The organism is Pikeienuella piscinae (assembly GCF_011044155.1).
Classification (GTDB): Bacteria; Pseudomonadota; Alphaproteobacteria; order Rhodobacterales; family Rhodobacteraceae; genus Pikeienuella; species Pikeienuella piscinae.
Window position 1 is genome coordinate 671593 of record NZ_CP049056.1, and the last position, 24767, is coordinate 696359.

Genomic DNA, 24767 nt, shown 5'->3' on the forward strand with positions numbered 1-24767 from the left:
ATGATGTGGAAAGTCGAATCCGGTCAATACCCGGCTCCGGAGCGGTCAACGCCGGAGCGCGCCCGCCGCAGCCTTGACCTCATCCGGGCCGCCGACCGCGAAGCATTCCAGCGATCGCTCAATCCGCCGCGCCATGCCCGAAAGCGCCTTGCCGGCGCCGATCTCGACCAACCCCGTGACGCCTTCGCGGGCCATGTAACCCACGCTTTCCCGCCAGCGCACCGACCCGGTGACCTGCTGCACGAGTTGCGCGCGTATATCCCCCGGCGCGGAAATCGCCATCGCGCTCACGTTGGCCACCAGTGGAGTCTTCGGGGCCTTGATATCGACCTCCGATAGAGCCGCCGCCATCCGGTCGGCCGCGGGCTGCATCAATGCGCAATGGAAGGGGGCGCTGACGGGCAGCATCAGCGCGCGCTTCGCGCCTCTGGCCTTGGCGATCTCCACCGCCCGCTCCACCGCCGCCTTGTGTCCCGAGATCACCACCTGGGCGGGGTCGTTGTCATTCGCCGCCTGACAGACCTCGTCACCGGCGGCCTCGGCCGCAATCTCGGTCACTACCGCGAAGTTCAACCCGAGCACGGCGGCCATCGCGCCAACGCCGACCGGCGTCGCCGCCTGCATGGCCTCGCCTCTGATCCGCAGGAGTCGCGCGGTGTCCGCGACGGATATCGCTCCGGCCGCCGCCAGCGCCGAATATTCGCCGAGCGAATGACCGGCGACGAACGCGGCGTCCGTGACCGAAACACCCTCGGCCTCCAGCGCGCGCATCGCCGCGAGCGAAGTCGCCATCAGCGCCGGCTGCGCGTTCGCGGTCAGCATCAGCGTCTCAGCCGGCCCATCCCATATCGTGGCGCTCAAACGCTCGCCGAGCGCCGCGTCAACCTCTTCGAAAACCGCTGCAGCCGCAGGATAGGAGATGGCGAGATCGCGTCCCATCCCGACCGTCTGCGCGCCCTGCCCCGGAAACACGAATGCCCAGCTCATCTGCATCACTCCCTCACGGCTTCGGCCTGCATCCCCGCCGAACTCGTCGAAGTCAACCCGGCAGAGCGCGCGCGTGTCACGAAGCGCTTGCGCCGCGCCCCATTCACGCGTAATCAGCGCGCTCTCTCGAACGTTTGGACGCGACGCCACTCGTATGCGGGCCGAGAGACACGCCCCCCGCATTTTGAAGCGCGCATGACATGAAGGATGACCCATGGCTCTCTACGAGCATGTGTTTATCGCGCGTCAGGATATCTCCAACGCGCAGGCCGAGGGGCTGATCGAGCATTTCACCCAGGTTCTGAAGGATAATGGCGGCGACGTCACTGGCTTCGAATACTGGGGCCTTCGCACGATGGCTTTCAAGATCAACAAGAATCGCAAGGGCCACTACGCCTTTTTGAAATCCGACGCGCCGGCGCCGGCGGTGGCCGAGATGGAACGCCTGATGCGCCTCCACGACGACGTGATGCGGGTGATGACCATCAAGGTCGACGCGCATGAGGAAGGCGACAGCGCTATCGTTCGCGCCAAGAATTCTCGCGACGACCGCGGCCCGCGCGGCCCGCGCGGCCCGCGCCCGCCCCGGCGTGACGATTGATCGAGAGGAGATAGAAAATGGCTCGCAAACCCTTTTTCCGCCGCCGCAAGTCCTGCCCGTTTTCGGCCCCTGACGCGCCGAAGATCGACTACAAGGACGTGAAGCTCCTGCAGCGCTACATTTCCGAACGCGGCAAGATCGTGCCGTCGCGCATCACCGCCGTCTCGTCGAAGAAGCAACGTGAACTTGGCCGCGCCATCAAGCGCGCCCGGTTCCTCGCGTTGCTGCCCTACGCGATCAAATAAGGAGGCCGATCATGGATGTGGTTCTTCTCGAACGGGTCGAAAAACTGGGCCAGATGGGCGATGTCGTCGCCGTGAAGAACGGTTACGCCCGCAATTTCCTTCTGCCCAAGCACAAGGCTCTCCGCGCGACCAAGCGCAACATGGAGCGATTCGAGAATGAGCGCGCACAGCTCGAAGCGCGCAATCTCGAAGCGAAGAAGGAGGCCGAAGCCGTCGCAGCCAAGCTCAACGGCCAGGTTTTCGTCGCCATCCGGCAGGCTTCCGACGGCGGTTCGCTCTACGGCTCCGTCAATTCGCGCGACATCGCCGAACTGGCGACCGAGGGCGGCTTCAGCGTGGCGCGCACGCAGATCGTTCTGTCCACGCCGGTGAAGGAACTGGGGCTGCACGACATTCGTGTCGTCCTGCACCCCGAGGTTGACGCGACGATCACCGTCAACGTCGCCCGCTCCGCCGATGAGGCCGAGCTTCAGGCGGAAGGCAAGTCGATCGCCGAACTGCGTGCGGAGGAAGAAGCCGCCGAAGCGTTCGACGTCGCCCAGCTCTTTGAGGACGAGGCCGAAGCCGAAGAGATCATCGAGGACGCCGCGGCCGAAGACACCGAACAGCCGCGCATCTGAAATCGCCGGGTCGAAGACGAAGAAGGGCCGTTCCGAATGGAGCGGCCCTTTTCCATTTCCGCGCGTCTCCACCGTCCCGACTCGACAGCCGCGCGACCGCGTTCTTATCCACAGAACCGCTCAGAACTTTTGCCCGACCGTCCACAGGAACCCGACATCTGGCCATTCGCCCGCCTATACCCCGCGACGATCCGGAGTTAATCTGCTCCGCAAAAAGGAGCAGGCGATGGCGGACGGATCGAGCGGGCCGGAAGTTCAGACGAGCCCTCATAATATCGAGGCGGAACAAGCGCTTCTGGGCGCGCTCATGGTCAACAATGACGTTTACGAACGGGTCTCGTCGATTCTCGAGCCCCGGCATTTCTACGACCCGCTCCATGCGCGAATCTATGAGACCGCCGCACGTCGAATCGAGCAGAACGCGCTCGCCACCCCGGTCACACTCAAACCCTTTTTCGACAACGACCCGGGCATGGCTGAGATCGGCGGCCCGGCCTATCTCGCGCGCCTCGCCGGCGCCGCCGTCTCGCTCTTCAACGCGCGTGATTACGCCCGGGTGATCTACGATCTGGCGCTCCGCCGCGACCTGATCGTTATTGGCGAGGAAATCGCCGCCAAGGCCGCGGCGATGGATATCGACCTCGAACCGGCCGCTCAGATCGAGGAAGCGGAGCAGCAACTCTACCTCCTCGGCGAAAAGGGCAAATACGAGGGCGGCTTCAGCACCTTCCTGAAAGCCGTGACCGACGCGATCGACGTGGCCAACGCCGCCTATCACCGCGATGGCGGCCTCGCCGGCATCTCCACCGGGCTGATGGACATGGATCGCAAGCTCGGCGGGCTTCATCCATCGGACCTGATCATCCTCGCAGGGCGTCCCTCAATGGGTAAGACTTCGCTCGCCACGAACATCGCTTTCAATATCGCGAAGGCCTATCGGAAGGGCCAGAAACCGGACGGAACGGAAGGAACCATAGACGGCGGCGTCGTCGGTTTCTTCAGTCTCGAGATGAGCGCGGAACAGCTTGCGACACGGATACTTTCCGAACAGGCTGAGGTGCCTTCGGAAAAGCTCCGTCGCGGAGAGATGGAGGAGGACGAATTCCGCCGCGTCGTCGAGGCATCGCGCCAACTCGCCAACATCCCCCTCTATATCGACGACACGCCGGCGCTGCCGATCTCCACTCTCGCCGCGCGCGCGCGGCGGCTGAAACGAAAATCCGGTCTCGATGTTCTCTTCATCGACTATCTTCAGCTCGCCCGTGCGGCCTCCGCCAAGGAGAACCGCGTCAACGAAGTCTCCGAAATCACGCAGGGGCTGAAGGCCATCGCCAAGGAGCTGAACATCCCGGTGGTCGCCCTCTCGCAGCTTTCACGCCAGGTCGAAAATCGCGACGACAAGCGCCCGCAGCTCTCCGACCTGCGCGAGTCGGGATCCATCGAGCAGGACGCCGACGTCGTCATGTTCGTCTTTCGCGAAGAATATTATCATGAGCGCCTGAAACCCCCGGAGGACGACCCTGCATTTCCCGACTGGATGGCGAAGGGCGAGAGGCTCCATAACCGCGCCGAGGCGATCATCGGCAAGCAACGCCATGGCCCGATCGGCACGGTGGAGATGATGTTCGACGGGCGCTACACGCGCTTCTCCGATCTCGCCAAGCCCGATCGCTTCGGCGGCGGCCCGCAGGACTTCGGCTGAGATGGCCCGCGCTTCGTTGACCATCGATCTCGCCGCGATCAGGGCGAACTGGCGTGCGCTCGATGCGATGACGGAATGCGAAACGGGCGCCGTCGTGAAAGCCGACGCCTACGGACTTGGCGCGGATCAGGTCGGCCCCACGCTCCTGAAGGTCGGCGTGCGTAACTTCTTCGTCGCCCTCGCCGAAGAAGGCGCCGCCCTACGCGCCGCCATTGGCCCCGGCCCGCGCATCTTCGTCTTCTCCGGCCTCATGCCGGAAGATGTCGGACTCGTGCGCGCAGCGGCGCTTGTTCCGCTTCTCAACACACCTGCGCAATTGCTTGAAGCAAAGCGGGTATCGGCCAAATTCGATGCCCCGCTTACCGTCGGGTTTCAACTCGATAGCGGAATGAACCGCCTCGGATTCGAGGCCGACGAACTCGCGGACGCGCTCGCGCCGTCAGACGCGCTCTCCGGCCTGGAGGTCACCCTGGTGATGAGCCATCTCGCCTGTGCGGACGAGCCGGATCATATGATGAACGCCGCCCAGGCCTCAGCCTTCAGCGCAATCGCCGCGCATCCGGTCTTGAACTCAACCCCGAAAAGCCTCGCCGCGACCGGCGGCGTTCTCCTCGGCCCCGCCTATCATTTCGACATGACTCGCCCCGGGATCGGCCTATATGGCGGCCTGCCTTTCGCAGACGCGCGGCCGGTGGTGACGCTGGAGGCGCCGATTCTTCAGATCCGTGACGTCGCCGCCGGCGAAATCGTCGGCTACGGCGCCGCGTATGAAGCAGCGTCGCCACGTAGGATCGCCACGCTTCCGGTCGGTTACGCGGATGGCCTCGCGAGGCGCCTCAGCGCCGGATTCGCCGGCCGGCTCGACGGGATGACGCTTCCCTCCGCCGGCCGCGTCTCGATGGATCTCGTCACCCTCGACGTCACCGGGTGCGCGACCGCGCGTGAAGGCGCGATGGTCACACTCCTCGGCGCCGACCAGACCATTGACGATCTCGCCGACTCGGCGGGGGCAATCGGCTATGAAGTTCTGACCAGCCTTGGATCGCGTTACGCACGACGCTACAGAGATGCCTGATTGAGCGAAGGGCCGAAAGACCGCATGACCGCCATCCAGGGTTTCCTCAGCGCCATCGGCGCCGCCGTACTCGGACTTTGCGCCGCCACCGGCTCGCTTGCGCTCTTCACCGCGCAATCCGTCATGCATGTCTTCCGCCCGCCCTGGTATCCGGTGGAGATCGGCCGCCAGCTCCTGCGGATTGGCTATTTCTCGCTCCCTGTGGTCGGGCTCACCGCCTTTTTCACCGGGGCCGCGCTCGCTTTGCAGATCTATACCGGCGGCGCGCGCTTCAACGCCGAATCCGTCGTGCCCTCCATCGTCGCCATCGGCATGGTGCGCGAACTCGGCCCGGTTCTCGGCGGGCTGATGGTCGCCGGGCGCGTTTCCGCCTCCATCGCCGCCGAGCTTGGCACCATGCGGGTGACCGAACAAATTGACGCGCTCACCACGCTTTCGACCAACCCGTTCAAATATCTTATCGCGCCCCGCCTTCTCGCCGCTACGCTGGCCATGCCGGCGCTCGCCTTCATCGCGGATGTGATCGGCGTCATGGGCGGCTTCGCCGTCGGCACCGCGAGGCTCGATTTCAACGGCGCCGCTTATGTCCGCACGACCTGGGACTTCCTTACTCTCGGCGACATATCTTCCGGATTGATCAAGGCCGCGGTGTTCGGTTTCATCATCGCGCTGATGGGATGCTATCAGGGTTACAATTCGGGTCGCGGGGCGCTCGGTGTTGGGCGCGCGACAACCAACGCCGTCGTCAGCGCCTCGATCCTGATTCTCGCCTCGAACTACGTCATGAACGAAATGTTCTTCACCAAATGAGCCCGGTTCCGAAGATCGAGATGCGGAACGTCGCCAAGGCGTTCGGCGCCAACGAGGTCCTGCGGGGCGTCGATCTCAGCGTCGCCGCGGGCGAAAGTCTCGTCATCATCGGCGGCTCAGGCACCGGAAAGTCGGTGACGATCAAGACCATCATCGGCCTGATCGAACCCGATTCCGGCGACATCAAGCTCGATGGCGTGTCGATCCTGGGCGCCAGCGGCGCCAGGCGCGACGCTCTTCTCGAACGATTCGGAATGCTTTTTCAGGGTGGCGCGCTCTTCGACTCGATGCCGGTCTGGCGAAACGTCGCCTTCCGCCTTCTGCAGGGGCGCGCGAAGCGTCCGGTTGCGGAGGCCCGAAGCATAGCGATCGAAAAGCTCCGGCGTGTCGGTCTTCAGGCGCATACCGCCGACCTATATCCTGCGGAACTATCAGGCGGCATGCAAAAGCGCGTCGGCCTCGCGCGCGCCATCGCCGCCGACCCTGAGATCATCTTTTTTGACGAACCGACCGCCGGCCTCGACCCGATCATGGCATCTGTCATCAACAAGCTGATCCGCTCGCTCGTCACCGAGATCGGCGCGACGGCCATCACCATCACCCATGACATGCGCTCTGTCGTAGAGATCGCGGATCAAGTGGCGATGATTCATGAAGGCCGCGTCCAATGGCGGGGACCGGTCGACCGGATCGAGAACAGCGGCAACGCCCACCTCGATCAGTTCATTCATGGCCGTGAGGAAGGGCCGATCGAGGCGATCCGCTAATGGAGCGACCTGCGAAGGATTGAGCACTCCGTCCATCCGCCCTCCCCTGCGCGCCATAGGGGAGAGCGGACGTTCCTGATTTGCTTGCGACGCGCTTACGCCTATCTAAACGCAATGGAATTGAAGACGCCCTTCACCGCTGCGCGCCGCGCCCTGAGCAGCGCAGGGCCGCTCGCATGGGTCAATCTCGCTCTACTCGGCTTCTTCCCGGTCGCCTGGGTCGCGCCACTCGCGCGCGCCGGTTTCCTGCCATTCTTTCAAGGCGACGAGCTCACAATTATCGGCGGCGTCTCCGATCTCTGGGCCTCGGACCCCGCGCTCGCGCTGCTCATCGCTTTCTTCGCGCTCTTTGCGCCATATGCGAAGACGTTGCTCCTCGCCGGAATCCATTTCGACCTGCTCCAGGCGCGGCGCTGGTCCGGTTCATTGACGCTGATCGGCAAGTTATCGATGGCCGACATATTCCTGCTTGCGCTCTACATCGTGCTCGTGAAAGGCGTCGGCGTCGGCCATGTTGAGACCGCTTGGGGGCTCTGGCTCTTCACCGCGCTGGTGTTGACCTCCTTCGCCGTCGCGCTCCTGACCGATCGGCGCGCCGGGAAGCGCTTAACCATCTGAACCGACGGGCTTGCCCCGCCAAGCGACATGCGCGAAGACCCCTGCATGGTGCGAAGCACAACCCAGTTCGCCTGCACGGCCTGCGGCGCCCTTCACAAGAAATGGGCGGGCCGCTGCAGTGAATGCGGCGCCTGGAACTCCGTCGAGGAGGAAGCCGGGCTTTCCTCCTCGGGCCCCGCATCAAAGACCCTCGGCCCAGCGAAAGGCCGCGCGACGCCTCTCCACGCCCTTTCGGGACAGGAGTCCGCGCCGCCCCGCGCCCTGACGGGGATCGCGGAATTCGACCGCGTTCTCGGCGGTGGGCTCGCGCCCGCCTCGGCGATCCTGGTCGGCGGCGACCCGGGCATCGGAAAATCGACGATCCTTCTGCAGGTCGCCGCGGCTCTGGCCGGCGCGGGCGAAAAGACGATCTACATCTCGGGCGAGGAGGCGCTGACCCAGATCAGAATGCGCGCCGCGCGGCTGGACCTCTCCGAAGCCCCCGTACTCCTCGCCACGGCCACCAACCTGCGCGACGTGATCACGACGCTTGAAGCCGAGCGCCCGACGCTCGCCGTCATCGATTCGATTCAAACTATGTGGGCCGACAACGTCGAAAGCGCGCCCGGCTCGGTTTCCCAGGTGCGCTCCGTCGCGCATGAGTTGACCAGCTTCGCCAAGAGGCGTGGCGTTTCGGTCGTCCTTGTCGGCCATGTCACCAAAGACGGGCAGATCGCCGGCCCGCGCGTCGTCGAACACATGGTCGATACCGTCCTCTATTTCGAAGGCGAACGCGGCCACCAGTTCCGCATCCTCCGCGCCGTGAAGAACCGTTTCGGCGCCGCCGACGAGATTGGCGTCTTCGAGATGTCCGACAAGGGCCTGCGCGAGGTCGCCAATCCCTCGGCGCTGTTCCTGGCTGGGCGCGAGCACCGCACGCCAGGATCCGTCGTATTCGCAGGGGTGGAGGGCACACGCCCGCTTCTCGTTGAGTTTCAGGCCCTTGTAGCGTCCTCGCCTCTTGGCACTCCACGGCGCAACGTCATCGGCTGGGATTCAGGGCGCCTCTCAATGATTCTCGCGGTGCTGGAGGCGCGATGTGGCGTCTCGCTCGCGGGCAACGACGTCTTTCTCAACGTCGCCGGCGGTCTTCGCATCACCGAACCCGCCGCCGATCTCGCTGTCGCCGCGGCCGTCATTTCCGCGCATCGCGATATGGCCGTGCCAGCCGAGGCCGTGGTTTTCGGCGAGATAAGCCTATCCAGCGCGGTCCGCGCCGTCTCACAGACACCTTCACGCCTCAAGGAGGCCCAAAAACTCGGTTTCACCACCGCATGGACGCCATCTATGGTGAAGCGAGAACACGAATCGGGCATGAGGGTGGAACCGGTGGCCGATCTGGACGCGCTGATGGGTCTGATCGCGCCGACACGAAGGAATTGAAGATGGGGAACACATGGCGCTGACAATCGCGGACGCCGGCGTGGCGCTTGTCGTGCTCGTCTCCGCCATGCTCGCGTTCAATCGCGGCTTGGTTCGTGAAGCCCTGGCCATCGGCGGTTGGATCGCCAGCGCTTTCGTCGCCTTCTATTTCGCGCCGATGGTTTCGCCCCTCGTGCTGGAGGTTCCCTATCTCGGGGATTTTCTAAAATCTTCCTGCACGCTGACGGCGCTCACCGCCTTCGTCGCGGTGTTCGGCGTTTCGCTGATCGTTCTCTCGATCTTCACACCGGTGCTATCGTCGGCGGTGCAAGCGACGCCGCTCGCCGTCATCGACCGCGGCCTCGGGTTTCTCTTCGGCGTCGCCCGCGGCTTTCTGGTCGTCGCGGTTGCGTATCTTCTCTACAATCTTGTCGTCAGCGATACGGAACGGCTCGCCGTCATCGAGAATTCCGCCAGTCACGCGCTGATCTCGGACGCCGCTGCCGCGATCGAACTCAATGCGCCGACCGCCGTTCCGGACTGGCTTCAGGGACGAATCGACAGCCTGATGGGCGCCTGCGTCGAACCCAAGGCCTGATCGCCCCATGTCGACATACGCCCGCGCCCGCGCTAATAGACGCCCGCTGACGGATCAGGTCGAGGATCGCACCATGCCCGCATCGATCGAAGGCGGTTTCCGCACCCCTTTCGACCCCCAGCCCGGCTCGGACCTGGTCGATGACAAACTTCACGAGGAATGCGGCGTATTCGGCGTGCTTGGCGCGCAAGACGCGGCGACGTTCGTGGCGCTCGGGCTGCACGCCCTCCAGCATCGTGGGCAGGAGGCAGGTGGAATCGTCGCCTACGACCCGGTCGAAAGCCGCTTCAACTCGGTCCGCCGCCTCGGATACGTGCGCGACAATTTCACCCGAGCTGACGTGATGCACACTCTGCCCGGCTCTCTCGCCATCGGACATGTCCGTTACTCGACATCCGGGACCAAGGCGCAGACCGCGGTTCGCGACGTGCAGCCGCTCTACGCCGAATTTGCGCGCGGCGGGTTCGCCGTCGCCCACAACGGCAATCTCACCAACGCCGAGGCGCTTCGCGAAGAACTGATCGAACGCGGCTCGATCTTTCAGTCCTCCTCTGACACCGAGTGCATCATTCACCTGATGGCGCGCTCCATCCAGCGCGCCATAGCCGAAAGAATGAAGGACGCCCTCCGTCGGGTCGAAGGCGCCTTTTCGCTCATCGCCATGACCCGCACGAAGATGATCGGCATCCGAGACCCGCTTGGCGTCAGGCCGCTCGTTCTTGGCAGGGTCGGCGACGCATGGGTCCTCTCCTCTGAGACCTGCGCGCTCGACATCGTCGGGGCGGAGTTCATTCGCGAGGTGGAGCCGGGTGAAATGGTCGTCATCACTCGAAACGGCGTCGCCTCCGAGCGGCCATTCGCGCCGGCCCCCTCGAAATTCTGCGTCTTTGAGTATGTCTATTTCTCGCGCCCCGACAGCGTGATCGGCGGGCTCTCAGTCTACGAGACGCGCCGCCGGATTGGCGCCGAGCTCGCGAAAGAGGCGCCGGTCGAGGCCGATTACATCTGCCCGATTCCCGACAGCGGCACCCCCGCCGCGATCGGTTTCAGCCAGGAAAGCGGTATCCCTTTCGCCATGGGGATCATTCGCAACCAGTATGTGGGCCGAACCTTCATCGAGCCGACCGACCAGATCCGCAATATGGGCGTCCGCCTCAAACTCAACGTCAATCGCGCGCTGATCAAGGGAAAGAACATCTGCCTCGTCGATGACAGCGTCGTCCGCGGCACCACTTCGCGTAAGATCCGCGACATGGTGCTAGACGCCGGCGCGGCCTCGGTTCACTTCCGCATCGCTTCACCACCCACCATGTGGTCCTGCTTTTATGGCGTCGATACGCCCGAGCGCGCCAAACTCCTCGCTCACAACATGACCGAGGAACAGATGGCGAAACATCTGCAGGTCGATTCACTGCGCTTCGTTAGTCTCGATGGTCTCTACCGGGCCTGCGGCTATGAGGGCGGCAGAGACGCCAAGCGACCGCAATTTTGCGATGCATGCTTCTCCGGAGACTATCCGATTCCGCCCTCTGATATCATCGCCAAAGGTGATCTGAAGCTTAAAGAAACCGCTTGAACATATTGATACTATGAAATATTGTATCGCTCTCATCACCGGGGCCACGCGCGGACTCGGTTATGCCGTCTCCCTCGCCCTCGCTCGCCGTGGTGCGCATCTCATTGCGCTCGGCCGGACCACGGGCGGGCTGGAGGAGCTGGACGACGAGATCCAGTCGACCGACGGCTCCGCCACTCTCGCTCCGCTCGACCTCAAGGACGATCCGGGGCTGGAGCGACTCGGCGCGGCGATCCATGAGAGATGGGGCCGCCTCGACCTGCTTCTCCATTGCGCCGCCGAGGCGGCGCCGCTCTCACCGGCGGAACACATCACCGCCAACGATCTCGACAAAGCGATTGCGGCCGACTTTCGCGTTGTCCAGCGGTTGATCCGAGTCACTCATCCGCTTCTCAGGGCGGCCCCGAGGGCGCAAGCGGTCTTTCTGGACGATCCGAAGACCGAGGGGGCGCGCTTTCATGGCGCCTATGGCGCCGCCAAGGCCGCGGCGCGCTCGCTCGTGCGTTCCTACGCGGCTGAGCAGGCGCGTCTTGGTCCGCGCGTCTGGCTTGCCGCGCCCCCGCCAATGGCCACGGCGATCCGCGCGCGCGCCCATCCGGGCGAGGACCGGAGCCGCCTCACCTCCTGTGAAGAAGTGGCAGGTCGGCTTGCGGCGAAAATCGTGGCGGCCGACGCCGCGCCAGGCGAAACCGTCACGCTCTGACTGCGGTCAGGCCCGATGTCCGCGCGGTTTTTTCTTGTCGGCGTATGGGTTCTCACCCTTGCGCATGGAGAGCCTGATTGGCACGCCTTTCAGGCCGAAATCCTGCCGCAACCCGTTGACAAGAAAGCGTGAGTAACTCGCCGGGAGGTCTTCGGGCTTGGAGCAGGAAACGATGAAGCTCGGCGGGCGCGCCTTTATCTGCGTCATATAGCGCAGCCGAATGCGGCGTCCCGACGGCGCCGGCGGTGGATGCGCCTCCACGCGCGCGCCCAGCCACTGGTTCAGTTTCGCCGTCGTGACGCGTTTGTTCCATACCGCGTGCATATCCAGTACTGCTCCGCGCAGCCGATCCAGCCCGCGCCCGGTAAGGGCGGAAACCGTGACCAACGGCGCGCCGGAAAGCTGCGGCAGGAGGCGCTCCTGCATTTCCTTCAGTTCGGCGAGCCGGGCGCCGCGCGCCTCTTCGAGGTCCCATTTGTTGATTGCAAACACGACCGCCCGCCCCTCGCGCTCCGCGAGGTCCGCGATCCTCAGATCCTGGGTTTCAAAGGCGCTTGCGGCGTCCATCAAGAGCACCACGACTTCGGCGAACTTCACCGCCCGCACTGCGTCGGAGGCCGAAAGCTTCTCGAGTTTCTCATCGATCCGCGCGCGCTTTCTGAGGCCCGCAGTGTCAAAAATTCGGAACGCCCGCCCACCCCAGTCCGTTTCAAGGCCGATCGCATCGCGCGTGATGCCGGCTTCCGGCCCGACGAGCAGCCGATCCTCCCCGAGAACAGCATTGACGAGGGTCGACTTGCCAGCGTTGGGCCGCCCGACAACAGCGATCTGCAAGGGCCGGTCCTCATCCGCCTCATCCGGCGCCTCGATCGCCTCAAGCGCCGCCTCGAACTCGTCGATCCGCGGCTGGAGAGCCGCATAAATCTCTTGGATTCCCTCACCATGTTCCGCTGAAACCGGAATCGGCTCGCCGATGCCGAGCGACCAGGCTTCATGCGTGGCGTCGGCGACGCGACCCTCGGCCTTGTTGCAGATCAGCAGCACATCCGCTCCGGCGCGGCGAAGAATATCGGCGACCTCGCGATCCGCAGGTGTGACGCCGGCGCGCGCATCGGTCATGAAGAGACAACAATCCGCCATCTCCACCGCGCGCTCGGTCAGTTTGCGCATCCGCCCCGGCAGGCTCTGATCTGCGGCGATCTCCAGCCCGGCGGTGTCGATAACGCGGAAATTCAGGTCGCCGATTCGCCCGTCGCCCTCACGCAGATCGCGTGTGACGCCCGGCTGATCGTCGACCAGCGCAATTCGCCGCCCCACCAGACGGTTGAAGAGCGTCGATTTTCCGACATTCGGGCGGCCGATTAGGGCGATCGTGTAAGCCATCGCCGCCCCTTACGCCGGCGCGGCGACGGCGGCAAGCCGCTTCAGCGCAGCGCCACCAGTTCACCGGCGTCAGTAATGACATAAACCACGCCGCCCGCCACCACAGGCCCCAATCCGACGAGGCCGGACACCGGCGTCGAGCCCGTCGATGCGCCGGTCAGGGGATCGAAGGTCAGGATCTCGCCCTCCGAGCTGGTCACCAGCAGTCGCCCTCCGGCGAGAACCGGTCCGCCATATGTGATCGCATCCGTACGGTCCTCCTGATCCCGGTACTCCTGGAGCGGCGTCGTCCACATGGTAGACCCATCCTGTCCGGATAACCGCTTCAGTTCGGCGTTGTCGGTGATCAAGAACAAGGTCTGCCCATCGGCCCACACCGGCCCGCGCGCGCCGAAGTCGCGAGTCCAACCTCGTCGGCCGCTGCGCCCGTCGATCGCCGCAAGCCGGCCGCTCTGGTTGCCCGCGATCACCGCGACGCCGATAATCACCGGATCCGAGGAAATGTCGCTGATCACTGAACTCGCCTGACCCCGCCGTCCGCCGCTCAAGACGTCAGACCAGAGGCGCTGCCCGCTCGTCGCCCTGACGGCGATCAGTTCGCCCGAACCGAACGGCAGAATCGCGACGCCGCCCGGCGAAATCGCCGGGCTCGCGCCGCCGAACACGCCGGCGTCCGACGCCGCGCCCGCCACCCGCCAGCGGACGGCCCCATCCTCGGCCGCGAAGGCGAGAGAGGTGTTGTCGCGGGCGACGACGACGACGACGCCGTCGGACACAGCCGGCGCGGCGCGCACCGGCGCCGGCAATTTCTGACGCCAGATTTCCTCTCCACTCGCCGCGTCGAGGGCGACGACCTGGCCGAAACCGGTAGTAACAAAAAGGCGTCCGGACTCGAACGCGAGGCCGCCACCGAAGCCAACCTCCCCGCTTTCGCCCTCGGGAGAAAGATCGCGCCTCCATTGCGCGCCGCCCCCGCCTGTGCTGAACGCGCTGACCTGGGCCTCAGAGTCGAGCGTAAAGACGCGGCCGCCGGCGACGACCGGCGTAGCGGTCAACCGCTCTCCACCGTAGCCGATATCGGCGCGCCATGCGACGGAAAGCGAGGCGGGTCCGGCGACATTGCCGATCGCATGGGTCGGGCCGGCGTTGACCTGGGTCCATTCGGCGTTCTGCTTCGGGGGGCTTATCGCGCTGATCTGACTGGCGATGTCGGGCGGGGTCATATTCTCGCCCGCCACCGCGCGCACGGGAATGCGCTCGCCCGGCAGAATTTCCTCGTCATCCTCGAAATAGCCGCATCCCGAAAGCACGAAAGTGATAAGCCCGGCGACGAAGCCGACGCGCGTCAAGGCGATCATGGTCAATCCAATCCTCTCAAATTCACCTTCAGCCTGTCGCCTCTTCCGCCGCGCCGATCGCGGTCAGTACGGCTTCGACGCGCTGGCGCAATCCCTGCGGAGCCGCCTCGTCCGCGGCGACGGCGCGCAGCGCATCGGCCGCCGCTTCCCTGTCTCCAGCCGCAAGCAGGGCCGCGCCCTTCGCCTCGAGCGCCAGCAGCCGGAACGCGCCGTTGCCATCCGTGATCGGGGTCAGCGCCTCCGCCTGCGCCATCGGCTCCATACCGGACGCGCGCTCCATCACCGCGCGGAACGCGGCGAAATCCCGGAGGATCGGATCCGCCGCGCCATCTTCGGCGACGATCTCATAGGCCTTGGCGGCCTCCTCCCATCGACCGTCCGCCGCGAAAGCGCCGGCCGCGCGAAGCCGCGCCAGCACCGCGGCGCCCTCATTGCCGGTCTGCTCCGCCAGCGTCGTCAACGCTTCGGCCGCTTCGGTCGGCGCGATCTCGGAGGCGGCGATCATCGCCGCGCCGGCCTGGCGCGCTTCCTGAACGGCCTGCGCATCCATCCAGGCCTTGCCGCCGGCCAGCGCCACGATCACCACGATGCCGCCGATCACATAAGGCCCCCAGCGCCGCCAAAGCGCATACATCTGGTCGCGCCTGACCTCTTCGCTGACCTCGTCGATGAATGAATCCCTGTCGCTCACGCGCACCTCCGCCTTCCCGCGCAGCCATTGGGGCGGGATGCGGACGTTACAAAACGTGCTGAGGAAATCCTAGACCCGAATTCCGCAATTGGAGAAACGGAATTTGGCGAGCGGTGCTTACGTGTGGTCAACCACCGCATGTGCGTATGACTGCCGGTAGCGGTCTTGTCGCTTCGTGGATATACCCTATTTTCAGTACCTGATTTCATGGCGCGGCTTGAGCGCGCCCAAGGGGGCGCGACCCCGATAGCGAAACGGTATTTGCGGGCGATTATGCGCGTGACTGGGTTCATCCTGGCGGCCACGGCGAGTTTCGCCCTTCTTGGCGCGCCCGCTAAGGCGGTAGAGCGCGAGCCTGTGCCGGTCGTCGCCGTGGCTTCTCACGCTCAAGAATTCGCCGACCGGCTTATTCTGCGCGGCCGAACCGAGGCCAACCGCAAGGTCGAAGTGAAATCCGAGATCGCCGGACTCGTCGCTTCCCCGCCCCTTCGCAAGGGTGCGCAGGTTCGGGCGGGGGAAATCCTCTGCAATATCGAGGATGGCGGCCGCACCGCGGAACTGGCCGAAGCCAAGGCCCGGTTGAGCGAGGCGCAGCAGAATTTCGAAGCCTCCGAACAACTGTCGAAAAAGGGGTTCACGACCGAGACGCGCGCGAACGCGATGATCGCCGAGTTAGCACAGGCACATGCGCGCGTGCTTCGGGCGGAGCTGAATATCGAGCGGCTCGCGATCGCCGCGCCCTTCGACGGTATATTGGAGAGCGACACGGCCGAACTCGGGTCGCTCCTGCAGAGCGGTTCGACATGCGCCACGTTGATCGCGCTCGATCCGATCAAGCTCATCGCCTATGTGCCGGAGCGGTCCGTCGACGCGATCGAAGTCGGCGCGCGGATTCAGGCGCGTCTGATCACCGGGCGTGAGATCGAGGGACGGATCAGTTTCGTCTCCCGCGCAGCCGACCGCGAAACGCGCACCTATCTTGTCGAAGCCGAAGCGCCCAACCCCGATCTCGCCATCCGCGACGGTATGACCGCCGAGATTGGGGTCGCGCTCAAGAGCCGCATGGCGCATCTCGCGCCCCAGAACGCGCTGACGCTGAATGACGATGGCGCGCTCGGCGTGCGGCTCGCGGTCGACGGGGTTGCGCGGTTCGCGCCGGTCACGATCCTGAAGGACGAGCCGCGCGGCGTCTGGCTCGACGGGCTGCCTGAAACCGCGGATATCCTCGTCGCCGGGCAGGAGTTCGTCATCGACGGCGCGCCGCTCGACGTCGAATATGCCGAACCGGATCGCATCCAGTGAGCGGAATCGTAACCTGGGCGGTCAGCCACGGCCGCATGATCCTCGCCATGGTCCTGCTCGCTATCGGCGCCGGAAGCACAGCCTATCTGAGCCTGCCCAAGGAGGGCAGCCCCGATATCGACATTCCCGTGCTCTATGTCTCGGTTCCTCTGCCGGGAATTAGCGCGAGCGATTCCGAAAGGTTGCTGGTGAAACCGCTCGAGGCGGAGCTTCGCGGGATAGAGGGCCTCGACGAGATGACCGCCATCGCGTCCGAAAACCATGCCGGCGTCCTTCTCAAGTTCGAATTCGGCTGGGACAAGACCGCCACCGTGGCCGAGGTGCGCGACAAGGTCGACCGGGCCAAGGCGGAGATGCCTTTCGAGGTCGAGGAGCCGCAGGTCATCGAGGTCAATCTCTCGGCCTTTCCAATCGTCGTCATCACGCTTTCGGGCGAAGTTCCCGAACGCACACTATTGAGAATAGCGAAGGACCTACAGCGCGAGATCGAATCGATCTCGTCGATTCTCGAAGCCGGCCTCGCCGGCCATCGCGACGAGATGATCGAAGTGTTGATCGATCCGCTGAAGATGGAGGCCTACGACGTTACAGCCGAAGAGCTGCTGCGCGTCGTCTCCGCCAACAACGCGCTCGTCGCGGCCGGCGCGCTGGAGACCGGCGCGGGGGCCTTTTCCGTCAAGCTTCCCGGCTCCTTTGAGACTGCGGAGGAAATCTACCAACTGCCGGTGCGTCTGGTCGGCGATCGAATGGTGACGCTGGGCGACATCGCCACAATCCGCCGCACCTTCAAGGACGCCGAAGGCACCGCGCGCTTCAACGGGGAGCCGACCGTTGCGCTACAGGTGAAAAAGCGCACGGGCGAAAACATCATCGGCGCCGTCGAAGCGGTCCGCAAAGCAGTCGAAACAGCACAGGCGCGCTGGCCGGCCGCGCTTCGCTCTACGGTCCATATCGACTTGTCGATGGACGAAAGCACGCGCGTCCTCGACATGGTCGAGCAACTCGAAGGCGCAGTGCTCACCGCCGTTCTGCTGGTCATGGTGGTCGTTGTCCTCACGCTCGGCTTCCGCTCCTCCATGCTCGTCGGAATCGCAATTCCGTGCTCGTTCATGCTCTCCTTCGCGCTCATCGCGGTCTTCGGAATGACCATAAACAACATGGTCATGTTCGGTCTGATCCTTGCTGTCGGGATGCTTGTCGACGGCGCCATCGTCGTCGCCGAATACGCCGACAGACGCCTCACCGAGGGCGCGGGACCAGGCGTCGCCTACGCCGAGGCGGCGCGCCGGATGTTCTGGCCCATCGTATCGTCCACCGCGACGACGCTCTGCGCGTTCCTTCCAATGCTGTTCTGGCCCGGCATACCGGGCGAATTCATGGGGCAGTTGCCGGTCACACTCATTTTCGTGCTATCGGCCTCGCTCATCGTCGCATTGATCTTCCTGCCAGTGATCGGATCGGTGATCGCACGCGGGTTCGCCTTTCTCGGGCGCGGGTTTGCGGGTGTCTCCCGCGGGGTCGGTCTCGGCGCCGCGCAGAAGCCGGCGACGATCGAATACGGCTACCGCCGCACTCCGTTCGGGCGCGTCGTGCAGGCGATCGTCGGCAATCCCGTCATGCCGTTCGTGGCGCTCATCGCAGCGGTAGGCATGGTGGCGGCCACGGTCATCACATTTCAGAGCCACAATCTCGGCGTCGATTTCTTCGTGAAAACCGAACCCGAGCGCGCGATTGTGCATGTCCGCGCCCGCGGCAACCTCTCCATCGCCGAGAAGGACCGCCTCGTACGGCGAGTCGAGAACGAGGTGATCGGGATCGATGGCGTTGAGTCGGTCTTTGCCTTCGCAGGCGTCGGCGGCTTGGAGCAGAAAGGCGGCGACAGCCCGTCCGACGCCATCGGTCAGGTCCAGGTGGAGTTGAAGCCTTGGGACGAAAGACGTGACGGCGACGAGATCATCGCAGATGTGGAGCGGCGCATCTCGCGCATCCCCGGCGTCATCGCCGAACTGGCGGTGCAGAAGGACGGCCCGCAGCAGGGAAAACCGGTTCAGCTGCGGCTGATGACCTCGAACTGGGACGCCTTGATGACTACGGCGGCGGCCGCCCGCGCCGGCTTTGAATCTGTCGAAGGCCTCGTCAATATTGATGACACGAGGCCCCTGCCCGGCATCGACTGGTCGATCAAGGTCGACCGGGAGATGGCAGGCCGCTTCGGCGCCGATATCGCCACGATCGGCACGCTCGTCCAGCTTGTGACGCGCGGCGCGCTGCTCGACACCATCCGCCCGGAGGACAGCGACGAGGAACTCGACATCCGCGTCCGCTTCCCCGAACGGGACCGCCTGATCTCGACATTGGAGCAGATGCGGCTCCGCACTTCGAAAGGGTTGGTGCCGCTCTCCAATTTCATCGAGATCACACCGGTTCCCAGCATCGGGGAAATCAGCCGTTTCGACACCGTTCGCTTTGTCGATATCCGCGCCGACGTCGCGCCCGGCGTCAACGCGAACGAGAAAATCGCCGTGATCGAACGCTGGATCGAAGCCAACCCCCTGCCCGCCGGAGTCGACTACAGCTTTCGCGGCGATCAGGAGGAACAGGCCGAAAGCATGGCGTTCCTCGGCAAGGCGTTCCTCGGCGCGCTCGGGCTGATGTTCGCGATCCTGCTGGCGCAGTTCAACTCGATCTACAATTCGATTCTCGTACTCACCGCCGTCGTCATGTCGGTGGCGGGCGTGCTGATCGGCATGATGGTCATGGGTCAACCCTTTTCGATCATCATGACGGGAACCGGCGTCGTCGCCCTCGCCGGGATCGTGGTGAACAACAATATTGTGCTGATCGACACATATCGAGAATTCGCGGCCGAGATGCCGCGTCTGGAAGCGATCATCCGCACCGCGGAGCAGCGTATCCGCCCGGTGCTTCTGACGACGATCACCACGATCGCCGGTCTGTTGCCGATGATGTTCGCGACATCGATCAATTTCGGCGCGTTCCCGACGCTCTTCTCCGGCGGGATTTTCAGCACCGCGGCCTGGGCGGGGTTCCTGGCGAGCGTCCTTGAGGTCGGAGCGCCGAGCGCGCTTCTCTGGACGCAACTCGCCACCGCCGTCGTGTTCGGCCTCGCCATCGCGACCTTTCTCACGTTGCTCGCGACGCCAGCCGCGCTCGCCGCGAGGGTCTGGGTGAATGACGGACTCTTCGGGCGCTATGGTCCGGCGCATCGCGTCCTTGCGACGCTGACTCTGGTGGGCGCCGCCCGCCAAGCGTTCTTCGCCGAGGTGGAGCGGAAGCGCGCGCTTGGCCACGCGGCTGCGCCGGAATTGGACTGGGATTCGGGCGCCGAAGCCGGACGAAATTTGAAGTCGGCGCGCAGGCGTTTCTTCGACGCCGCGGAATAGCCTGCTCAGGCGGCCTCGTTCGCGCCGCGCTCCGCTTCCTGGCGTCGCCACATCGCCGCGTATTCGCCCCCTCGCGCGATCAGCGCCGCGTGCGCCCCCCGCTCCACGACCTCGCCCGCCCGCAGAACCAGGATCTCGTCCGCGTCGACCACGGTCGAGAGCCGATGCGCGATCATGAGCACCGTCCGCTCCGCGCCGAGTTGCTTCAGGCTCCGCTGGATCTCCTGCTCCGTCCCGGTGTCGAGCGCAGAAGTCGCCTCGTCGAGGATCAGGATGGGCGGATTCTTCAGAATCGTTCGGGCGATAGCCACTCGCTGTTTTTCGCCGCCGGAAAGCTTCAGCCCACGCTCGCCGACCATCGTGTCATACCCCTCTGGCAGCGATCTAATGAAATCGTGGATCCGGGCGGAACGCGCCGCCGCCTCGATCTCCGCCTCCGTCGCGTCCTCGCGGCCATAGGCGATGTTATAGCGGATGGTGTCGTTGAAGAGCACGGTGTCCTGCGGCACCACCCCGATCGCGGCGCGCAAGCTGGCTTGAGTAACGTCGCGCACGTCTTGCCCGTTCACCGTCACTGCTCCGTCGGCAACATCGTAGAATCGAAAGAGAAGCCTCGAAATCGTCGACTTGCCTGAGCCGGTCGGCCCGACAATGGCCAGCGTATCGCCGCCGGCGACGGTGAAATCGACACCCTTCAGGATCGGACGGTCCGGCTCGTAAGCGAAACTCACGTTCTCGAACCTCACATCGCCCGCTCCCGGCTTGAGCGCCGTGGCGCCCAGTCGATCCGTGACTTCGGTCGGCTGGTCCAGAAGAATGAACATCTCGCGCATGTCGACAAGACTCTGCCTGATCTCGCGATAGACCGTGCCGAGGAAGTTCAGCGGCATGGTCAGCTGAATCATGTAGGCGTTGACGGCGACGAACTGGCCCACCGTCATCGACCCGTCGCGCACCCCGATCGCCGCCATGGCCATCACGATCACCAAGCCGATGCTGATGATCACCGTCTGCCCGATATTGAGCCAGGCGAGCGAGACGGAGGTCTTCACCGCCGCGTCCTCGTATCCCTCCATCGACTCGTCGTAGCGCGCCGCCTCACGCTCTTCGGCGGTAAAATATTTCACCGTCTCGAAATTCAACAGGCTATCGACCGCTTTCTGGTTCGCGTCGGTGTCGCTCTCGTTCATCCTGATACGAATCCGCACCCGCATCTCGGTCACCGCGAAGGTGAACCAGACATAGATCGCGATGGTCACGACGATGACGAGGAAATACCAGCCGGAGAACGCGAAGAAGAAGATCGCCGCGACCATCACCAGTTCGAGGATCAGCGGCACGATCGAAAACAGCATGAATCGCAGCAGGAACTCTACGCCCTTCACCCCGCGCTCGATGATCCGCGAAAGCCCGCCGGTCTTGCGGGTGATGTGATACCGCAGCGAAAGCGCGTGGACGTGCTGGAACGTTGTCAGCGCCAGCCGGCGCAAACCCCGCTGCGCCACCTTCGCGAAAACCCCGTCGCGAAGCTGCGCAAAACCGATGGAGGCGATCCGTGTCAGGCCATAGACGACAACCAGCGCGACCGGGGTCATCAGCCAGATGGTCGGCGCCGGCGCGTCCTCCGCCAGCGCGTCGACAGCATACATGTAGACGGCCGGAGTCAGCACCGTCGCGCCCTTGGCGAGAGCAAGAGCGATCAGCGCCACGATCACGCGCCGCTTCGCCGCCGGCTCGTCCTTCGGCCAGAGATATGGCGCGACCCGGCGCACCACATTCCATTCCACACGACCAGCACTGTGGCCGCGGCTGCCCGTACTCCGCATCGCATCTTTCCGTCCCGCTTCGCCCTTAAGTAGTCGCTGAAGCGCGTGGAAGCCATGGCCGACGCGTCATTCCTCCCGCTTCGCCTCCGGCAGATCGAAAATCTGCCCCGGATAGATGAGGTCCGGATCGGCGATCGCATCGCTGTTGGCGTCGTAAATCAACGTGTATCGCATTCCCGCGCCGTAGACATTCTCGGCGATGCGCCAGAGACTGTCGCCACGCTGAACGATCATCTCGTCGCTCGGCGCGGCGCCGGGCGAAATGGCTTCGCGCCGGAAGGGCGTTTCTATCCGGCTCGACACATCTCCCGCCGCATCCACCTCGTCAAGCCGAAGCCTGTAGGTGCCGGGCGAGACATCTTCGCCCGGGCGAAACGTCCAGGACCCATCTTCGGCGGTTTCGACCGCGCCTGCGGCTTTCTCATTGAAGTAAATGCGCACCTCCGCGCCTTCCGGCGCCCGTCCAGTGAGCACGACGCGTCCCGAGTCGTCATAGGTGATCGTATCGAGCGCGACCGCGTCCGCCGGGCCACGCGCCGGGCCCTGCAACATCCGCACGCCTTCACCCGTGGGCTCGACGACAAGGGGCGCCGCGTCAGGTTTGGCGGCGCCGATGACGAAGACAGGGGCGGAGTCGCCCGTCTCAGCCACATCCGGGCCCGGCGGCGGCGAAGCCGGGGTGACCATTCCCGAACCGTCCGAAGATCTTGGCGCGTCGCTGGCGGTGCCCTTCACGGGCTCCGGCTCCATCTCACGCGCAACGACCCGCTGAACGCCGGCGCTCGGCTCGGTCGTGATCATGGCGACGAAGCCGCCATCCAGACCCGCCCGCGCGCGCCCGACTGTCCTGTCTCCGACAATGATCTCCACATCGGACTCGGGCGTCGCCCTGCCGGCGACGAGTCCGGCTCCATCCGGTTCGATCCGCACAATATCGAGAATTGGCGTCGCACGAGAAGAAGTTGCGCTATCTGAACCGGCATCGCGGTCCGCCACCTCCGACGCGGGCGCCTCGGCCATAGGCGCCTCCATCCGCGCGGATGCAGATACAGGCGGGTCATCCCCGCCACTTCCGTCGTTTTTCACCGTCTCGGTAGGCGCAATGTCCTCACCCGACGCCGGATCGCCGGTTAACCCCTCGCCACCCGTCCCCTCGCTGACCGATGGCGATGAATCTGTCGCCGCGACAGGCGGGACCTTCGCTGGCGGCGCCTCGGACTCCCCGCTCTCCGCTATACGCGGCCCGCCCCCGCTTCCTTCGGTCGTCACTTCGGCCGGATGCGTGCCACCAGGATCTGTGGCTGGCGCGCCGCCCATCATCTTCCAGCCGACGCCTAGGCCGATCAACGCCAGAACGGCGATCACGACCGTTCCGACCCGCCAGGCGTTGCCCGCCATTATCCACGCTCCCGCATTGTCATCGTTCCTTCATGGCCCAAAAGAGACGCTGCTGTCGAGCGCGCTTGCCTAATCGGCGAAACCGGCGTCAAGTCAATACGATCTGCACGGGGGCTCTGAATGAAGATGATATGCGTCTATTGCGGTTCGCGCGACGGGGACGATCCGGCCTTCGCGCGTGCCGCGGATGCCGTGGGCGCCGGGATCGCGGGGCGCGGTATGGGGCTGGTCTACGGCGCCGGCGATGTCGGACTGATGGGGCGGGTGGCGGCCGCCGCGCTAAGGGCGGGCGGACCGGTCGTCGGCGTCATCCCGCACCACCTGCGCTCGCACGAGGTAGAGCGGCGCGATCTTACCGAGCTAATCGCCGTCGATACGATGCATGAGCGCAAGATGACCATGTTTCGTCGCGCCGACGCTTTCATCGCGTTGCCGGGCGGTCCCGGCACGCTGGACGAGTTGATCGAACTTCTCACCTGGCGCCAGCTCGGTCTGCATGAAAAGCCCGCCCACCTTCTCAACCTCGGCGGCTACTGGGATCCGCTTCTTACCCTCTTGCGGACCACCGTTGAGCGCGGCTTCGCCAGCGCGGGGTTTCTCGATTTTCTGACCTCGCACGGGACGGTCGACTCGCTCCTCGACGCGCTTTGAGCCGCGCTGCGATTGTGGCGAAATCAAGACGCGCTCTCCCTTGGGCGATTCAGTATTTCGTGGCCTGAGACGTCATCAAGGATGATTGCTCTTGGCTCCGGAGAGCATATTTCAGGCTGGTCAGGCATTGGTTCCTGACGGAAGGGAGATCAGAGATGTCCTTCAAAGACCTGTCGAGACCCGCCGCCGCGACTGCCAAGCCGGGTAAGCCCGGCGACAAGGCGAAGCCATCCGGGCCCGGCACGAAAAAGTGACGTTTCGGGTTCCCCGTGAGGCCTGGTGAGCTGGGCGGAACGGGCGAGCGCCACAAAAGGACGGGCCCGCGCCATACGACGCGGGCCCGTCCCTTCTCGGAGATTGACGTTTCGGCTCAGCCGAGCCGTTCCGCGACATTCTCCCAGTTAACCAGATTCTCCAGGAAGTTGGAGAGATAGGCCGGCCGCTTGTTCCGGAAATCGATGTAATAGGAATGCTCCCAGACATCGCAGCCCAGAAGCGCGGTCTGCCCGAAGCAGAGCGGATTCACGCCGTTCTCGGTCTTGGTGACCTTCAGCGAGTCGCCGTCCTTCACCAGCCAGCACCAGCCAGAGCCGAACTGCCCGGCGCCGGCGGCGGCGAATTCTTCTTTGAACTTGTCGACCGAGCCGAACGCGTCCTTCAGCCGCTTCTCCAGCTCGGGCGGCATCGGGCCGCTTTTCGGCGTCATCATCGTCCAGAACTGGTTGTGGTTCCACATCTGCGAGGCGTTGTTGAACAGGCCCGACTGCGCCACTGCGCCCTTCTGATAGGTCGCCTTGACGATATCCTCTAGGCTCTTGCCCTCATGGCCGGAACCTTCGAGCGCCTTTGCACCGTTGGTCGCGTAGGCCTTGTGGTGGATGTCATGGTGATATTCCAGCGTCTCCTTCGACATGCCGCCGGACGCGAGCGCGTCGTGAGCGTATGGTAGATCTGGAAGGTCAAATGCCGCCATGATGGGACCCTTTCTCTCGTTGAGGCGTTTCAGTCAGAATGGGATATACTCCGCTTTCAAGGGCGGGGCATCCCCTGC

The 24767-nt window shown here is 64.6% G+C and carries 22 protein-coding genes; 15 read left to right on the forward strand and 7 right to left on the reverse strand.

The window, feature by feature from the left end; genetic code table 11:
* Window positions 1-45 precede the first annotated feature (45 nt).
* Window positions 46-987, reverse strand: coding sequence for an ACP S-malonyltransferase (gene fabD, locus G5B40_RS03175; RefSeq protein WP_165094879.1), 942 nt, complete (start codon window positions 985-987; stop codon window positions 46-48).
* 214 nt (window positions 988-1201) lie between these two features.
* Here fabD and rpsF point away from each other — a divergent pair, with 214 nt between their 5' ends.
* The 12 genes from rpsF to G5B40_RS03235 all read left to right on the forward strand — a co-directional run bounded on the left by rpsF (window position 1202) and on the right by G5B40_RS03235 (window position 11703).
* A complete protein-coding gene (rpsF, locus tag G5B40_RS03180; protein ID WP_165094881.1) occupies window positions 1202-1588 on the forward strand; it encodes a 30S ribosomal protein S6 in 387 nt (128 codons plus the stop codon).
* Between the two features lie 17 nt (window positions 1589-1605).
* Entirely contained in the window at window positions 1606-1833 is a 228-nt protein-coding gene (gene rpsR / locus G5B40_RS03185) for a 30S ribosomal protein S18 (protein WP_165094884.1), read from the forward strand.
* A gap of 11 nt (window positions 1834-1844) precedes the next feature.
* Window positions 1845-2453 carry a 50S ribosomal protein L9 gene (gene rplI / locus G5B40_RS03190; RefSeq protein ID WP_165094887.1) on the forward strand — a complete coding sequence of 203 codons (609 nt, stop codon included), beginning with the start codon at window positions 1845-1847 and terminating at the stop codon, window positions 2451-2453.
* Between the two features lie 226 nt (window positions 2454-2679).
* Window positions 2680-4155 carry a replicative DNA helicase gene (locus tag G5B40_RS03195; RefSeq protein ID WP_165094890.1) on the forward strand — a complete coding sequence of 492 codons (1476 nt, stop codon included), beginning with the start codon at window positions 2680-2682 and terminating at the stop codon, window positions 4153-4155.
* A 1-nt stretch (window position 4156) separates the two neighbouring features.
* A complete protein-coding gene (alr, locus tag G5B40_RS03200) occupies window positions 4157-5230 on the forward strand; it encodes an alanine racemase (protein ID WP_165094893.1) in 1074 nt (357 codons plus the stop codon).
* Between the two features lie 24 nt (window positions 5231-5254).
* Complete coding sequence (locus tag G5B40_RS03205; protein ID WP_165094897.1) at window positions 5255-6040, forward strand: MlaE family ABC transporter permease; 786 nt, start codon at window positions 5255-5257, stop codon at window positions 6038-6040.
* Window positions 6037-6807: an ABC transporter ATP-binding protein gene (locus G5B40_RS03210; protein WP_165094900.1), complete on the forward strand. Its 771-nt coding sequence runs from the start codon at window positions 6037-6039 to the stop codon at window positions 6805-6807. The genes G5B40_RS03205 and G5B40_RS03210 overlap by 4 nt, the downstream gene beginning before the upstream one ends.
* Window positions 6808-6921: 114 nt before the next feature.
* On the forward strand, window positions 6922-7425 hold the full coding sequence (locus G5B40_RS03215) for a paraquat-inducible protein A (protein WP_165094902.1): 504 nt from the start codon (window positions 6922-6924) through the stop codon (window positions 7423-7425).
* Window positions 7426-7470: 45 nt separating this feature from the next.
* Entirely contained in the window at window positions 7471-8847 is a 1377-nt protein-coding gene (gene radA / locus G5B40_RS03220; protein ID WP_165094905.1) for a DNA repair protein RadA, read from the forward strand.
* 13 nt (window positions 8848-8860) lie between these two features.
* The gene (locus tag G5B40_RS03225) at window positions 8861-9424 is read left to right on the forward strand and encodes a CvpA family protein (protein ID WP_165094908.1); all 564 of its coding nucleotides are present in this window, start codon (window positions 8861-8863) and stop codon (window positions 9422-9424) included.
* A gap of 73 nt (window positions 9425-9497) precedes the next feature.
* Window positions 9498-11000, forward strand: coding sequence for an amidophosphoribosyltransferase (gene purF / locus G5B40_RS03230; RefSeq protein ID WP_165094911.1), 1503 nt, complete (start codon window positions 9498-9500; stop codon window positions 10998-11000).
* A gap of 13 nt (window positions 11001-11013) precedes the next feature.
* Entirely contained in the window at window positions 11014-11703 is a 690-nt protein-coding gene (locus G5B40_RS03235; RefSeq protein WP_165094914.1) for an SDR family NAD(P)-dependent oxidoreductase, read from the forward strand.
* 6 nt (window positions 11704-11709) lie between these two features.
* On the opposite strand, the gene der is transcribed toward G5B40_RS03235, so the two are convergent.
* Genes der through G5B40_RS03250 form a run of 3 tightly spaced genes read right to left on the reverse strand, consistent with a single transcriptional unit; the run spans window position 11710 to window position 15135 of the window.
* Window positions 11710-13086: a ribosome biogenesis GTPase Der gene (der, locus tag G5B40_RS03240; RefSeq protein ID WP_165094916.1), complete on the reverse strand. Its 1377-nt coding sequence runs from the start codon at window positions 13084-13086 to the stop codon at window positions 11710-11712.
* Window positions 13087-13127: 41 nt separating this feature from the next.
* On the reverse strand, window positions 13128-14444 hold the full coding sequence (locus G5B40_RS03245; RefSeq protein ID WP_165094919.1) for a PQQ-binding-like beta-propeller repeat protein: 1317 nt from the start codon (window positions 14442-14444) through the stop codon (window positions 13128-13130).
* Window positions 14445-14472: 28 nt separating this feature from the next.
* On the reverse strand, window positions 14473-15135 hold the full coding sequence (locus G5B40_RS03250; protein WP_165094921.1) for a tetratricopeptide repeat protein: 663 nt from the start codon (window positions 15133-15135) through the stop codon (window positions 14473-14475).
* A 279-nt stretch (window positions 15136-15414) separates the two neighbouring features.
* Between G5B40_RS03250 and G5B40_RS03255 the strand changes: the two genes are divergently transcribed.
* Window positions 15415-16437 carry an efflux RND transporter periplasmic adaptor subunit gene (locus G5B40_RS03255; RefSeq protein WP_165094924.1) on the forward strand — a complete coding sequence of 341 codons (1023 nt, stop codon included), beginning with the start codon at window positions 15415-15417 and terminating at the stop codon, window positions 16435-16437.
* Window positions 16434-19841 carry an efflux RND transporter permease subunit gene (locus G5B40_RS03260; protein ID WP_165094927.1) on the forward strand — a complete coding sequence of 1136 codons (3408 nt, stop codon included), beginning with the start codon at window positions 16434-16436 and terminating at the stop codon, window positions 19839-19841. The genes G5B40_RS03255 and G5B40_RS03260 overlap by 4 nt, the downstream gene beginning before the upstream one ends.
* A gap of 5 nt (window positions 19842-19846) precedes the next feature.
* Here the strand turns inward: G5B40_RS03260 and G5B40_RS03265 are convergent, their stop codons facing one another.
* On the reverse strand, window positions 19847-21667 hold the full coding sequence (locus G5B40_RS03265) for an ABCB family ABC transporter ATP-binding protein/permease (RefSeq protein WP_165094929.1): 1821 nt from the start codon (window positions 21665-21667) through the stop codon (window positions 19847-19849).
* Between the two features lie 66 nt (window positions 21668-21733).
* Window positions 21734-22687: a LysM peptidoglycan-binding domain-containing protein gene (locus G5B40_RS03270; protein ID WP_165094932.1), complete on the reverse strand. Its 954-nt coding sequence runs from the start codon at window positions 22685-22687 to the stop codon at window positions 21734-21736.
* Window positions 22688-23185: 498 nt separating this feature from the next.
* Between G5B40_RS03270 and G5B40_RS03275 the strand changes: the two genes are divergently transcribed.
* The gene (locus G5B40_RS03275; RefSeq protein ID WP_165094936.1) at window positions 23186-23716 is read left to right on the forward strand and encodes an LOG family protein; all 531 of its coding nucleotides are present in this window, start codon (window positions 23186-23188) and stop codon (window positions 23714-23716) included.
* 370 nt (window positions 23717-24086) lie between these two features.
* Here G5B40_RS03275 and G5B40_RS03280 read toward each other — a convergent pair whose 3' ends face one another.
* Complete coding sequence (locus G5B40_RS03280; protein ID WP_165094939.1) at window positions 24087-24689, reverse strand: superoxide dismutase; 603 nt, start codon at window positions 24687-24689, stop codon at window positions 24087-24089.
* Window positions 24690-24767 lie beyond the last annotated feature (78 nt).

What these genes read in the sequence shown, in the direction of transcription:
- G5B40_RS03195 (WP_165094890.1), top strand. Translation starts at nt 2,680, where the DNA reads ATGGCGGACGGATCGAGCGGGCCGGAAGTTCAGACGAGCCCTCATAAT.
- G5B40_RS03225 (WP_165094908.1), top strand. Translation starts at nt 8,861, where the DNA reads ATGGCGCTGACAATCGCGGACGCCGGCGTGGCGCTTGTCGTGCTCGTC.
- G5B40_RS03215 (WP_165094902.1), top strand. Translation starts at nt 6,922, where the DNA reads ATGGAATTGAAGACGCCCTTCACCGCTGCGCGCCGCGCCCTGAGCAGC.
- G5B40_RS03280 (WP_165094939.1), bottom strand. Translation starts at nt 24,689, where the DNA reads ATGGCGGCATTTGACCTTCCAGATCTACCATACGCTCACGACGCGCTC.
- alr (WP_165094893.1), top strand. Translation starts at nt 4,157, where the DNA reads ATGGCCCGCGCTTCGTTGACCATCGATCTCGCCGCGATCAGGGCGAAC.
- G5B40_RS03245 (WP_165094919.1), bottom strand. Translation starts at nt 14,444, where the DNA reads ATGATCGCCTTGACGCGCGTCGGCTTCGTCGCCGGGCTTATCACTTTC.
- rpsF (WP_165094881.1), top strand. Translation starts at nt 1,202, where the DNA reads ATGGCTCTCTACGAGCATGTGTTTATCGCGCGTCAGGATATCTCCAAC.
- G5B40_RS03270 (WP_165094932.1), bottom strand. Translation starts at nt 22,687, where the DNA reads ATGGCCGAGGCGCCCGCGTCGGAGGTGGCGGACCGCGATGCCGGTTCA.
- G5B40_RS03205 (WP_165094897.1), top strand. Translation starts at nt 5,255, where the DNA reads ATGACCGCCATCCAGGGTTTCCTCAGCGCCATCGGCGCCGCCGTACTC.
- G5B40_RS03265 (WP_165094929.1), bottom strand. Translation starts at nt 21,667, where the DNA reads ATGCGGAGTACGGGCAGCCGCGGCCACAGTGCTGGTCGTGTGGAATGG.
- G5B40_RS03275 (WP_165094936.1), top strand. Translation starts at nt 23,186, where the DNA reads ATGAAGATGATATGCGTCTATTGCGGTTCGCGCGACGGGGACGATCCG.
- rplI (WP_165094887.1), top strand. Translation starts at nt 1,845, where the DNA reads ATGGATGTGGTTCTTCTCGAACGGGTCGAAAAACTGGGCCAGATGGGC.
- der (WP_165094916.1), bottom strand. Translation starts at nt 13,086, where the DNA reads ATGGCTTACACGATCGCCCTAATCGGCCGCCCGAATGTCGGAAAATCG.
- radA (WP_165094905.1), top strand. Translation starts at nt 7,471, where the DNA reads ATGGTGCGAAGCACAACCCAGTTCGCCTGCACGGCCTGCGGCGCCCTT.
- rpsR (WP_165094884.1), top strand. Translation starts at nt 1,606, where the DNA reads ATGGCTCGCAAACCCTTTTTCCGCCGCCGCAAGTCCTGCCCGTTTTCG.
- fabD (WP_165094879.1), bottom strand. Translation starts at nt 987, where the DNA reads ATGAGCTGGGCATTCGTGTTTCCGGGGCAGGGCGCGCAGACGGTCGGG.
- G5B40_RS03210 (WP_165094900.1), top strand. Translation starts at nt 6,037, where the DNA reads ATGAGCCCGGTTCCGAAGATCGAGATGCGGAACGTCGCCAAGGCGTTC.
- G5B40_RS03235 (WP_165094914.1), top strand. Translation starts at nt 11,014, where the DNA reads ATGAAATATTGTATCGCTCTCATCACCGGGGCCACGCGCGGACTCGGT.
- purF (WP_165094911.1), top strand. Translation starts at nt 9,498, where the DNA reads ATGCCCGCATCGATCGAAGGCGGTTTCCGCACCCCTTTCGACCCCCAG.